Origin of the sequence: Yersinia sp. 2545 StPb PI, assembly GCF_052217125.1 — a bacterium.
Taxonomy (GTDB): domain Bacteria; phylum Pseudomonadota; class Gammaproteobacteria; order Enterobacterales; family Enterobacteriaceae; genus Yersinia; species Yersinia enterocolitica_E.
The window spans coordinates 524,763-538,370 of the sequence record NZ_JAZGPY010000001.1; the positions used below are offsets into that span (position 1 = coordinate 524,763).

Sequence of the window (13,608 nt, forward strand, 5' to 3'; positions counted from 1 at the left end):
GCTGTAGCTGCTCTCATTCTTGCTTGTGTCTTCCCGCTTGGGTCAAATCAGCGCATTTGATAGAGCAATGCGGATGAGATGACTGAGGGCGACGCAACAATAACTTGTCATACAGATTTAAAAGTTGAGTGATATCACAAAAACCACTTTTCAATTAGGGAATAATAGAACCCGACAGACTTAGTGCCGCAAGGGGCTAAATAGATTATAAATGTTGAGTATTTGTTCTTTTTGTTAGGTTTTTGCGATCTCTATCGATAAAAAAATGCTGGACGATAGATGAAATTGGTGTGATAACTTCGCGATAACAGAGAGCAGTGCTCTAAGATGTACTCAAGTGAGGAACCTAATATGTCGCAGTTTTTGACCGAAGACTTTTTGCTGGACACCGAATTCGCCCGTCGTCTGTATCATGACTACGCAAAAGATCAGCCGATCTTTGATTATCATTGCCATTTACCCCCTGAACAGATCGCAGAAAACTACCGCTTTAAGAATCTGTATGACATCTGGTTGAAAGGTGACCACTATAAATGGCGTGCTATGCGGACTAATGGTGTAGCAGAACGTTTGTGTACCGGCGATGCCAGTGATCGTGAGAAGTTCGAAGCTTGGGCTGCCACGGTTCCACATACTATTGGTAACCCGCTGTATCACTGGACTCATCTTGAATTGCGCCGTCCATTTGGTATTACAGGTAAATTATTATCTCCTGCAACGTCAGAAGAGATCTGGCAACGCGGTAACGAATTACTGGCTCAGGACAGTTTCTCTGCGCGCGGCATTATGCAGCAGATGAATGTAAAAATGGTCGGTACCACTGATGACCCGATTGATGACCTACGCCACCATAAAGCTATTGCTGCTGATGGCAGTTTCAACATCAAAGTGTTGCCAAGCTGGCGTCCAGATAAGGCCTTCAACATTGAAGCCGCTGGTTTTAATGACTACATGCAACGCTTGGAAGCTGCCGCTGATACCTCTATCAGCCGCTTTGCCGATCTGTGCACGGCACTGAACAAACGGATGGACCACTTTGCCGCGCACGGCTGTAAAGTATCGGATCATGCCTTGGACGTCGTGGTCTACGGTGAAGCAGATGAAGCCACGTTGGATGCGATTCTGGCGCGCCGTCTGGCCGGTAATCAGCCCACTACTGAAGAGATCGCCCAGTTTAAAACCGCAGTGTTGCTATTCCTGTCTGGCGAATATCACCGCCGTGAATGGGTGCAGCAATACCACATCGGCGCTCTGCGTAACAATAACAGCCGCATGTTTAACCTGGTGGGGCCGGATATCGGTTTTGACTCCATCAATGACCAACCACTGGCGCAGCCACTGTCCCGTCTGTTGGATGCTCAGGGCCTGCGTAATGCATTACCAAAAACCATCCTTTACTGCCTGAACCCACGTGATAACGAAGTTATCGGCACGATGGTTGGCAACTTCCAGGGCGAAGGTGCTGCGGGGAAAATGCAGTTCGGTTCCGGCTGGTGGTTTAACGACCAGAAAGATGGCATGCAACGCCAAATGACCCAACTGGCACAACTTGGTTTGCTAAGCCGCTTCGTTGGCATGCTGACGGATAGCCGCAGCTTCTTGTCTTATACGCGCCATGAATACTTCCGTCGCATCCTGTGCCAGATGATTGGTCGCTGGGTGGAAGATGGCGAAGCTCCGGCAGATATTGAACTGCTGGGTTCAATGGTGAAAAACATCTGTTTCGATAACGCGAAGCAATATTTTGCCATCGAGCTGTAATCGCTTTGAATAACAAATAACAGGGCCGGTTAGCGGCTCTGTATAACTCTAACTCATTATTTATTTAACGCCCGGCTGCACTGCGGTAAAGACCTTCTCTACAAAGAAAGGATTGCCTGCAAAGCACGGACTGTCAGTAATGCCGGTCCATGGCTGTATGCGTTATGAGGTGAACCCTGATGCAAACTCTAAACCGTCGTGACTTTCCCGGCCGTAGCCACCCTGACAAGATCATTCAATTTGGCGAAGGTAACTTCCTGCGTGCTTTTGTTGACTGGCAGATTGATTTACTCAATGAACACACCGATCTGAATGCCGGGATCGTGGTGATCCGCCCGATCGATACTGATTTTCCACCGTCACTCAGTACTCAGGATGGTCTGTACACTGCGGTGATCCGTGGTTTGAATGAGCAGGGCGAAGCGGTGCGTGAATCCCGCCTGATCCGCTCAGTTAACCGTGAGATCAATATTTACCGTCAGTTCGATGAATATTTGGCGCTGGCCCGCGATGCCAATATCCGCTTTATGTTCTCAAATACCACCGAAGCGGGTATTGCCTGGAATGAAGCCGACCAATTCAGTGACGCACCCCCAAGCTCTTTCCCGGCTAAATTGACCCGTTTACTGTTTGAACGTTTCGAGCATTTTGCCGGTGCCGCAGATAAAGGTTGGGTGTTACTGCCTTGCGAACTGATTGATTACAATGGTGAAGCACTGCGCGAACTGGTGTTGCGTTATGCCAGTCACTGGCAGTTACCTGCCGCTTTCACCCAGTGGTTAACGGAAAACAATACTTTCTGTTCAACGCTGGTTGACCGCATCGTTACAGGCTATCCGCGTGATGAAGTGGCTGCCTTACAGACCGAACTGGGTTATCAGGACAGCTTCCTGGATACCGCAGAATACTTCTATCTGTTTGTTATTCAAGGGCCAAAAGAACTGGCTCAGGAACTGCGCCTCGATCAGCTTGAGCTGAACGTGCGTATCGTTGATGACATCAAACCCTATAAAGAACGCAAAGTTGCCATTCTGAACGGTGCACACACCGCGCTGGTACCCGTGGCATACCTCTCTGGGCTGGACACTGTCGGCCAGACGATGGATGACGCACAAATCAGCAGCTTTGTAGAGAAAACCATTACCGAAGAGATTGTACCGGTATTGGATTTACCAGAAGACGAATTATTGTCGTTCTCGCAAGCGGTATTAAGCCGGTTCCGCAACCCGTTCATTCAGCATCAACTGCTGTCTATCGCCTTGAATGGTATGACTAAATTCCGTACGCGTATTTTGCCACAGTTGCTAACCTACCAGCAGCAGCAAGGTAAGTTACCACCGCGTCTGACCTTTGCTCTGGCAGCCCTTATCGCCTTTTACCGTGGTGAGCGTGAGGGTCAAACTTACCCGTTGCAGGATGATGCTCACTGGCTGGAACGCTTTTCCACCTTGTGGAGTGGTGTAAAACACAGTGATATCACTCTGGCTGAGTTAGTTAACAGCGTACTGTCTGATGCGACCCATTGGGGGCAGGATTTGACCGCCGTTCCACAACTGGCCAACCAGGTGACAGAGCAACTGCAAACAATCATTGATCGTGGTATGAGAGCTGCGGTAGCGGCCTATAGCTAAAGGTTTAACTATGCAAAGTATTATAAAAATTCACCCGCTGGATAATGTTGCTGTCGCACTGCAAGACCTGGCCGCAGATGAAGTCATTGAAACCGGTGAGCTCAGCGTTAAGCTGGCTCAGCCGGTGGCCCGTGGCCATAAGTTTGCTTTAACAGCGATCGAACCGGGTCAGATGATCGTTAAGTATGGTTTGCCTATTGGCCATGCATTAATTCTCATCCAACCTGGCGAACATATTCATTCGCAAAATGCCAAGACTAACCTCAGTGATCTGGATGAGTATCAATATCAGCCGGAATTCAGTGACCTGCCACCACAAATGGCAGATCGTGAGGTACAAATCTACCGTCGTGCTAACGGTAATGTGGGGATTCGCAACGAATTGTGGATAGTGCCGACTGTTGGTTGCGTGAATGGCATCGCCCGCCAAATCCAGCAGCGTTTCCTGAAAGAGACTCAGGATGCAGAAGGTATTGATGGTGTTTATCTGTTCAGCCACCCATTCGGTTGTTCACAACTGGGTCAGGATCATGAAAATACCCGTACCATGCTGCAAAACATGGTACGTCACCCTAACGCGGGTGCGGTGCTGGTGATTGGCCTGGGTTGTGAAAACAATCAGGTAGATGTTTTCCAAACTACGCTGGGCAAGGTTGATGAAGATCGCGTGCACTTTATGGTCTGCCAGCAGCAGGATGATGAAGTTGAAGCCGGTTTAGAGCATTTACATGCGCTCTATCAGGTGATGCGTAATGACCAACGGGTGCCGGGCAAACTGAGTGAACTGAAATTTGGTCTGGAATGTGGCGGCTCTGATGGTTTGTCCGGTATTACGGCTAACCCTCTGCTGGGGCGCTTCTCTGACTATGTTATTGCGAATGGCGGAACTTCTGTACTGACCGAAGTACCGGAGATGTTCGGTGCGGAACGTATTCTGATGAGCCGTTGCCGCGATGAAGCGACTTTTGAAAAGACGGTCAGTATGGTCAATGATTTCAAACAGTACTTTATCGCTCACAACCAACCGATTTATGAAAACCCATCACCGGGTAATAAAGCGGGCGGTATCACCACATTGGAAGAGAAATCCCTTGGTTGCACCCAGAAAGCGGGTCAGAGCAAAGTGGTCGATGTACTGAAATATGGCGAGCGCTTGCAACGTCCCGGCTTGAACCTGCTCAGCGCACCGGGCAATGATGCGGTGGCAACCAGTGCTTTGGCGGGTGCTGGCTGCCATATGGTGCTGTTCAGTACTGGTCGTGGCACACCTTACGGTGGTTTTGTACCGACGGTGAAACTGGCAACCAACAGTGAATTGGCAGCGAAAAAGCCACATTGGATTGATTTTGATGCTGGTAAGTTGATTCACGGCACCTCAATGGACACCTTGTTGACTGAGTTTGTCGAGTTGATTGTCGACATTGCCAATGGTAAACCGGCGCGCAATGAAGTGAATGATTTCCGCGAACTGGCGATCTTTAAAAGTGGTGTAACCTTGTAAATAGTATGTCTTTCGAATAATATGAAACGGTGTTTTATTTTTTATAAATAAGCTCCGATACCCAAAGTAATTGGAGTTACAGGTAGGCCGCCCGCGAATAAACCCCGATGAGCTTACTCAAGTAAGTGATTCGGGTGACAAATCTGCCGAGCTGATTTGAACACTGTTTGCAGTGGCCTGAACGAGATAAAGCCCATGGATGGGCCGAGTAAAGGGCAGCTAACAATCCTGTGGCTTCAAGCACGAAGGGGGTTCATTATTAACAGTCAGACTCAGTGCGGGTAACTGCACTTCAGGACTCCCCACCATGACCTTCTATTGGTTTGCTCAATCCATTGGTGTACTGGCATTTTTTGTCGGTATCACCATGTTTTTCAACCGTGATGAACGGCGTTTCAAACTTCAACTTTCCGCATACAGTGCCATTATTGGTTGCCACTTCTTCCTGATGGGAGCCAGTGCTGCCGGCAGTAGTGCCATGCTTAACGCATTACGTAATCTGGTAGCCGCTAAAACGCGCAGTAATATTGCGATGATGGTCTTTATCATCCTGACGCTGACTTTTGGTATTTGGCGTATGCAACATGCGGTGGAAATATTGCCCATTTTTGGCACGGTAATTAGTACTTGGGCACTGTTTCGCACCCATGGGCTGACCACCCGTTGTGTGATGTGGGTCTCCACCGTCTGCTGGGTTATCCATAACGTATGGTTGGGCTCTATTGGTGGCTCATTAATTGAAGGCAGTTTCTTACTGCTAAACGGTTTTAATATTATCCGTTTCCGCCGCCTGCAACTTAAAGGAATAGACCCTTTCCGGGTTGAGAAGAAAGCGGTAAAAGAAGACGCCGCCCAATAAAACTGGGGGCTGTAATCGCCCCCACGGGTTATGACACTATCCTGATTCAGATGCTTTTACGGTTCGCCAGTGGATCTGGATTAGCCAATCTGGCATCGTCTGCCTGGCAGGCTGCGGCAGTGAACAGCACATCGGTGGAGGAGTTCAGGGCGGTTTCGGCTGAATCCTGTAACACACCGATAATGAAACCAACTGCGACCACTTGCATTGCTATTTCGTTTGGAATACCAAACATGCCGCAAGCCAATGGGATCAGCAACAGCGAGCCACCGGCAACCCCGGATGCACCACAGGCACAGACCGCAGCCACTACACTCAGCAACAGCGCTGTGGGTAAATCAACCGGAATACCCAGCGTATGTACCGCCGCCAGTGTCAGCACGGTGATAGTAATTGCCGCGCCGGCCATGTTAATGGTGGCACCCAATGGAATGGAGACTGAGTAAGTGTCTTCATTCAGGTTCATCTTCTTACACATTTCCATATTTACGGGAATGTTAGCCGCTGAACTGCGGGTAAAGAAGGCGGTTACACCACTTTCACGCAAGCAGGCAAAGACCAGTGGATATGGGTTACGGCGAATTTTCCAATACACAATCAGTGGGTTTATTACTAATGCCACCAGTAACATACAGCCAATTAATACGATGAGTAGCTGTGCGTAACCCAGTAACACGCCAAAACCCGTTTCTGCCATGGTGGAGGCAACCAAGCCAAAAATACCCAGCGGCGCAAAACGGATAACCACTCGTACCACTTTGGTCACCGCATCAGACATATCATTAATTAAGGCTTTAGTGGTATCCGCAGCATGACGCAAGGCAATACCCAAGCCCACGGCCCAGGCCAGAATGCCGATATAGTTGGCATTGAGCAGCGCATGAATCGGGTTAGCAATTATGCTGTTCAGCAAGCCTTTCAGTACTTCTACAATCCCACCGGGAGGGGTGATTTCAGCAGTATTGGTCGCCAGAATAAGGGTGGATGGGAACATAAAGCTAACCACCACAGCAATCAATGCGGCTGAAAAGGTACCCAATAGATACAAAAACAGAATAGGGCGGATACTGGTTTTTTGCCCCTGTTTATGGTTGGCAATGGAGGCCATGACCAGCATCAAAACCAATATCGGTGCAACAGCTTTCAATGCACCAACGAATAATGTACCGAGCAGACCAACGGCTGTAGCTGCAGGGGTAGAGACCACGGCCAAAATGATACCCGCCACCAAACCGACCAGTATTTGTTTAACTAAACTACCACGGGCGATAAACCCGATAAATCCAGATGGTGTCTTTTCCATAGTTTTCCAGTGATGCCTCTTCCCAAGTTAAACTTGTTTTATTTTTTTACCCATTTAGCACTCAAACCGGAACGGGACTGAGCGCTTATGTTCACACCTGTAACTTAATATTATTTGTAACTGGGTGTGTTTGCTTTGACAGTATAAGGGAATCTATTGGCGAGGAAAAAGACAATCAGCAAAATCCAATACGGATCAATATTGCATAACATTTCGTTTACATTTATGTGATCGTAATAACATTTGGTGAGTGGCGAAATATACGGGATAAATGCGGGGTTATTACTCCCCCGCATAATAGATTGTAGCGTCAGGCAGCTTACTTGTGGATAGTCTTATCTGCTGCTAAACGGCGGTCTGCACGATGATTTACCCAGACATTAATTAACAATGTCAGTGCCAGAATACCGGCTACCACACCTAATGAAATGCCAATAGGGATATGGAACAGGTCAATAATCATCATTTTGATACCGATAAACACCAGAATGACGGATAAACCATACTTCAACATTGAGAAGCGTTCGGCCACGTTTGCGAGTAAGAAATACATGGCACGCAGACCTAAAATAGCGAACAGATTAGAGGTCAACACAATAAAGGGATCGGTGGTCACCGCGAAGATAGCTGGGATGCTGTCAACGGCAAAAATCACATCACTTAGCTCAACCAGAATTAATACCAGCACTAGTGGTGTTGCATAGAGCAGGCCATTTTTACGCACAGTAAAGCGGTCGCCATGTAACTCATCCGTCATGCGTAAGTGATTACGAATCCAGCGAACCAGTGGTTTCTCACCGATGGGAGTATCGTCTTCTTTTGCCAATGCCATTTTGATACCGGTAAACAGCAGGAAAGCACCAAACAGATACAGGATCCAACTGAATTGCGACACCAGCCAACTGCCGGCGAAGATCATAATAGTACGCAGTACAATCGCACCCAGCACACCGTAAATCAGTACCCGGCGCTGCAAATTGGCAGGAACAGCAAAATAGCTAAACAGCATTAACCAAACGAAGACGTTATCTACGGCGAGTGCTTTCTCGATCAGATAGCCAGTCAGGAAGGCAAGTGCTTGCTTGTCGGCGATATCACGCCCCACTGTTTCGGCCAGATACCACCAAAAACCAGCATTAAACAGTAAAGACAAACTAATCCACACTAGAGACCAGCAGGCAGCCTGACGCAGTGTCATGGTTTGTGCACCACGACGCCCCTGTAGGAGTAAATCGATGGCAAGCATAATCGTCACGATAACAGCAAAACCACCCCACAATAAGGGAGTACCCACGGTATTCATCATTCATAAACCTCTTAAAAACAAAAACGGCCAACGTCGGAAGACGCTAGCCGCTATGTCTGAGCTGCAAGCAAACCTCGCCTTCCGGCAAGGTCTCACTTACAACACCGATAATGTAACAACACCCATAGGTGCTAGTACATAATGAGGTTGCCCGGTAACCGGGTGCTTTCGCACCGTAATGACGGCTGACCGGCAATGAAGTTACTCCCCTTTGCCGCGCAAAAATAATTGAAAATGGGCTGCTGGTCAATCATTGAAAGTAAATTAACTTACAGCCGGTGGCTGGGTATCGGCTGGGAAAATAACCCCAGTCTGGCGGCGAATATCTGTTTGAATACGCGAGGTGAGCAACGACAACTGCAAACCAGCGTGTTCTACCTGCGCATTTTCCACCAAATTGGCAAAAACCTCAGCTTCATACAGCATAGTATTAATATGCTGTGGCAGCGTCAGATCCACCGAATGGCCCCCTCTTGGGGTAAAGGCGATAGACAGACATTCAGAGATACTTTCAATAATCAGCGAACCATCCTCCCCCTGAATTTCACTGGGGATATCTGATTGGCTGACTTTTGAATGGATGAGAACCACATCAAAATCGCCATAATTCATACAGACGGTGCCGTGGGCATCGACCCCACTGGGGAGCAAACTGGCGCTGGCCAGTACTGATTTCGGCTCGCCCCATAATGCCAGTGCGCTAGCCAAACAGTAGTAACCAATATCCATGATTGAGCCATTAGAAAAGGCCGGGTTAAAGGTGTTGGGATTTTCGCCGTTCAGGTAGCGCTGGTAACGTGATGAATATTGGCAGAAGTTAATGGTGACTTTACGTAATTTTCCCACCTTGGGCAGTGCCTGCTTTAACTGAATAAAGTTAGGCAGATAGGCAGTTTTAAAAGCTTCAAATAGCACGACCTGATGTTCGCGGGCACAGGCAACCAGCGCTTCGACTTCAGCCAGATTTGATGCCAGCGATTTCTCGCAAATAACGTGTTTTTTATGGCTGAGGAACAATCTTGCCTGGGGATAATGTAGGGAGTTCGGGCTGGCAATATACACCGCATCAATCTGGTCACTCGTCGCCAAGGCTTCCAGATTATCAAAGCAGTCAGTAACGTTGTAATCATCGCCAAACTCTTGGGCCTGTTCCAGCTTACGGGAGTAAACGGCAACCAGTTTCATCTTGCCACTTTCGTGGGCGGCATCAACAAAGCGTGCGGTGATCCAATTAGTGCCAATAACAGCGAAGCGAATCATAGTGAACTCCGTTACTACAGAAGAAAAACACGTTGAACCGCCAGATGGTTACACCCACAGGGGGATTTTCTTGGCGAATTCCCTTCGTACTTGACGTTACAGGGGGGCGCTATGTTCACTTGCTTGCCGCCTGTCTGCCCCTTGAAATCTATTCGGTATGGCTTTGTAAATCAAATACTAATAAATCGCACCAAACAGATCCAAATGAGTCAGATAGAGGCGAGTGTCAAACTCTAACTGATGATATTGCGGCTCCATATGGCAGCACAAACTATAGAATGCTTTGTTGTGATCTTTCTCTTTCAAATGCGCCAATTCATGAACCACTATCATTTTTAGGAAGGCTTCTGGCGCGTTTTTAAACACAGTGGCGACCCGAATCTCTGCTTTTGCTTTCAATTTGCCACCTTGCACCCTGGAAATTGCGGTATGCAGGCCGAGAGCATGCTTCATCACCTGAATTTTACTGTCGTAGGCCACTTTACTTAACGGCTGAGCGTTGCGTAGATACTGGTTTTTTAAATCAACCGTGTATTGATACAACATCTTATCCGTATTGTAATCATGGGATTGTGGATAGCGCTGACGTAATACATTCCCCAGACGCTGCTCGGTGATGAGTTGGCGTACCTGAGACTGTAAGTTTTCGGGATAACCTTGCAGATAAGTCAGTTCCTGCATATGTATTTGCTCTGGCTAAGTTAGTCAATCAATTGATGGCTGATATGGGCCGATAATAACGTTTTCCCATCGTTTAGACAAAATCCTATTGTGCAGTTGGGCCAAATCTAATGACTTAAATAAAAAGTATCAGTACCAGCATCACGTTACACTTTGCTGGTACTGGTTTTTCGTTAAGAAATTAGTATCTAACTAATTTAAAATTGGTAATTGATACCCAAAGTCGCTTGGGTATCTGAGTAATTGTGCTTACCTAACTGCTGACCAAGGTGGCTCCATAGCTTAAGGTTGTTATTGAACTTGCCCTCAACACCTAGTTTCAACTCAGCAATGTTGTTAATTCCTTGCGGTGTAATATGGGCATCATCCAGTAATAGCCCTTTATTCCCGTTGCTATTTATCCAATTAGTTTCAATGAACGGTTTGATTTTTAAGGTGTTAGTAGTAGATAAAGTATCAGTGCCAAGTTCTAGCGTTGTAAGTAATCCTAATTTGGTCGTAACCGTATTGTGCTCTTCTATCTTTATCTGTGGCCCGGTGAGTTCTTTATGTTGCAGCCCACTGCTACGTTGCAACAATACTTTCGCCTGTGGTTGTACAAATAACTTAGCCTTCTCTTTTTCGATCAATTGAATTTTGTAACCTGTTTCTAACGCCGAGGTGAATATATAAGACTTATAATTCGCACCGGTGACGACTTCTGGTGCCTTAACCTGATTATTAAACATTCCGTATTGTGCAAGTAAACCAATATAAGGCCCAAGTTGACTGATGTTGTTGGCATGCCAGACGCTATATAACCCTAAGTTATAGCCAACTACAGACCCATTAGCTTGATGCTGAGATGTGGTGGAATTGCTACGACTGCTGGCTTTACCGATACCGGCAGTTATTCCCAGAATTCCTAGATCATGTTCACCGCTGCTCCATTGGCTTATTTCGCCCCCTAATTGAGTTGAATAGCGGGTGCCTTTGGTGTGGAGTTGGTCCTGACCGGAGCTAAAGCGGGTTATCGCCCCATTGGTGTTTAACCACATGCCGGTAACTTTTTGCTCGCCCGTCATTGGGTCAATGTAGGGAGTTTCTCCTTGGCGATGCTGTAGGTCGTCAGTAATAAACATCTGTTGTGCAGCCATTTGGTTGGCAAGATAGCTACCGGCTTGCGGATTGTGGCCAATGACAAGTGTTGATTTAGCTATATTGTCTACGATATCCGCTGGTGGGATATTGATGCCTGCTTTCGGTTTTTTTCTCTCTTGTAGCTGCTGTTGTTTTTGAGCAATAGGCTCTGGGGAGAGCACTTTAGCAGCAACGGGTTTTATCGCCTGGAAGAGATCGCTGGCTTCAGTAAATACAGCACCTACTTCATCGAATAAACTATCTTTACTATCAGCCCAGGCAGTTGTGCTACCCAATACTAATAACAGAGCACCAATAGCTTTAGCACAAGGCGTTATACGATAAGGTGATAAATGGGCGTCAGTAGGTTGCAGTGTTTCTTTGCCACTATCGGGCTGAGTAATATTTGACATATACATTTTTTATTTACCTTCCTGGTAATTAATGTTAAAAATTTATCAATGACGAGATATATTATTTTCCAACGACAAACATTGGTTTCCTCTCAATGTGTTGCATTTGAATTTGGTTAAAATAAATATAATTTTTGATGCGATTTAATTAAATAATGATATATTAATTATTTAATTTGTTATGTGAATAAATAATAATATATAATTAATAAACTGTTTAAGTTCGTCTGGTTGGGTATTTTATATTGAGCCAAAAGAATTTGAGTCATTTGATAATGAGTTAACATGAAAGTAAGCTTTGGTAATGATTGGTATCAGGGTAAAATACGCCATTGATTAAGCTATGTTGAGCTATTGGTCAGATTGCTTATCAGGTCATGCCTCTGGCATTTCTGCCTTTTAGCTAGCTTTGGCCTTGCTAAAATGTCATTTAAGCAAAAAAACATTTTACTGATCGCCCGTTTTAGGGGATAAACAGCCCAAATTTATTATTCAGGAGCGGTGATGAGCCAACTCTTACTGGGAACGCAAAGCCTTGAGCTTGAGCGTTTTCCACCACAAGAAAATTCCAATACCCTACAGGCGTGGGAAGCAGCAGATGAATATCTGCTACAAAACATTGACTTAAGCCAAATTGATGGCCGCCCGGTGCTGGTATTTAATGATCAGTTTGGAACGCTGGCCTGCGCTTTACATGCTTATCGTCCATTCAGTGTCAGTGACTCTTATATGAGCCAGTTGGCGACGACGCATAACGTGCAGTTAAATCAGTTAGATGAAAATGCCGTTACCCTATTAAGCAGTATTGATGCGTTACCCGCCGCTCCTAAGCTGGTGGTGATTAAGATCCCTAAAGCTTTGGCGCTGTTGGAGCAGCAATTACGCGCATTGCGCCTGGTCGTAGCCCCAGATACGGTGATTATTGCTGGGGCGAAATCCCGCGATGTGCATAATTCAACTTTGCAATTGTTCGAAAAAATTCTTGGCCCGACCAAAACCACGCTGGCGTGGAAGAAATCCCGCCTGATTCACTGCGAAGTGGCAGATATTCCACTGGCAGATGCACCGGAAACCACCGATTGGCCGCTGGCGAATACCGAATATGTCATCCATAACCATGCTAACGTTTTCTCTCGCAATAATTTGGATATCGGTGCGCGCTTCTTTATGGAGATCCTGCCGTATGATGTGGCGGGCAAAATCGCGGATCTGGGTTGTGGTAATGGTGTCGTCGGTTTAATTGCATTGGAACAAAATCCATTGGCAGAAATGCTGTTTGTCGATGAGTCCTATATGGCCGTTGCATCCAGTGAGCTGAATATCACCTATAACCGCCCACAAGACTTACCACGCTGTGAATTCATGGTAAGCCATGGTTTGGCCGGTGTTGAGCGTGAGAGCCTGCAACTGGTGCTATGTAACCCTCCGTTCCACCAACAGCATGCGGTCAGTGACCATGTGGCCTGGCAGATGTTCTGTGATGCTAAACGTTGTCTGAAGGTGGGGGGGGAACTGATGATTGTGGGTAATCGCCATCTGGACTATTTCCACAAACTTAAACGTTTGTTCGGTAACTGCGAAACATTAGATTCAAACCAGAAATTTATGGTGCTGAAAGCAGTGAAAACGGCATCATCCCGTTCCGAGGGTGGTGGTAGCGGCAGTCTTGATATGTCGTATAGCGATTTCTAAATACCCTTCGTACTTGAAGCCGCAGGGGTGTTAGCTACGTTCACTCACCCGAATCACTTACTTATGTAAGCTCATCGGGGTT

Annotated in this window: 10 protein-coding genes; 5 read left to right on the plus strand and 5 right to left on the minus strand. The window is 46.7% G+C overall.

The window, feature by feature from the left end; all coding sequences use genetic code 11:
- The first annotated feature begins 351 nt into the window (after positions 1 to 351).
- The 4 genes from uxaC (at position 352) to V1955_RS02315 (ending at position 5,752) form a co-directional block, all read left to right on the plus strand.
- On the plus strand, positions 352 to 1,761 hold the full coding sequence (gene uxaC, locus V1955_RS02300; RefSeq protein WP_372560459.1) for a glucuronate isomerase: 1,410 nt from the start codon (positions 352 to 354) through the stop codon (positions 1,759 to 1,761).
- Positions 1,762 to 1,940: 179 nt separating this feature from the next.
- Positions 1,941 to 3,392, plus strand: a complete 1,452-nt coding sequence (locus V1955_RS02305; RefSeq protein ID WP_442820466.1) for a tagaturonate reductase — start codon at positions 1,941 to 1,943, stop codon at positions 3,390 to 3,392.
- Between the two features lie 10 nt (positions 3,393 to 3,402).
- Positions 3,403 to 4,893, plus strand: a complete 1,491-nt coding sequence (locus tag V1955_RS02310; protein WP_083162332.1) for a UxaA family hydrolase — start codon at positions 3,403 to 3,405, stop codon at positions 4,891 to 4,893.
- A gap of 307 nt (positions 4,894 to 5,200) precedes the next feature.
- Entirely contained in the window at positions 5,201 to 5,752 is a 552-nt protein-coding gene (locus V1955_RS02315) for a YgjV family protein (protein ID WP_083162334.1), read from the plus strand.
- A 46-nt stretch (positions 5,753 to 5,798) separates the two neighbouring features.
- On the opposite strand, the gene sstT is transcribed toward V1955_RS02315, so the two are convergent.
- The 5 genes from sstT to V1955_RS02340 form a co-directional block, all read right to left on the minus strand.
- Positions 5,799 to 7,055, minus strand: coding sequence for a serine/threonine transporter SstT (sstT, locus tag V1955_RS02320; protein WP_083162336.1), 1,257 nt, complete (start codon positions 7,053 to 7,055; stop codon positions 5,799 to 5,801).
- Between the two features lie 319 nt (positions 7,056 to 7,374).
- Complete coding sequence (locus tag V1955_RS02325; RefSeq protein WP_083162338.1) at positions 7,375 to 8,361, minus strand: TerC family protein; 987 nt, start codon at positions 8,359 to 8,361, stop codon at positions 7,375 to 7,377.
- 264 nt (positions 8,362 to 8,625) lie between these two features.
- Entirely contained in the window at positions 8,626 to 9,621 is a 996-nt protein-coding gene (locus V1955_RS02330; protein ID WP_083162340.1) for a Gfo/Idh/MocA family protein, read from the minus strand.
- A gap of 177 nt (positions 9,622 to 9,798) precedes the next feature.
- A complete protein-coding gene (locus V1955_RS02335; RefSeq protein ID WP_005192896.1) occupies positions 9,799 to 10,302 on the minus strand; it encodes a M48 metallopeptidase family protein in 504 nt (167 codons plus the stop codon).
- A gap of 197 nt (positions 10,303 to 10,499) precedes the next feature.
- Positions 10,500 to 11,834, minus strand: a complete 1,335-nt coding sequence (locus V1955_RS02340) for an autotransporter outer membrane beta-barrel domain-containing protein (RefSeq protein WP_442820467.1) — start codon at positions 11,832 to 11,834, stop codon at positions 10,500 to 10,502.
- A gap of 504 nt (positions 11,835 to 12,338) precedes the next feature.
- Here V1955_RS02340 and rlmG point away from each other — a divergent pair.
- Complete coding sequence (gene rlmG / locus V1955_RS02345; RefSeq protein ID WP_372569685.1) at positions 12,339 to 13,526, plus strand: 23S rRNA (guanine(1835)-N(2))-methyltransferase RlmG; 1,188 nt, start codon at positions 12,339 to 12,341, stop codon at positions 13,524 to 13,526.
- Positions 13,527 to 13,608 lie beyond the last annotated feature (82 nt).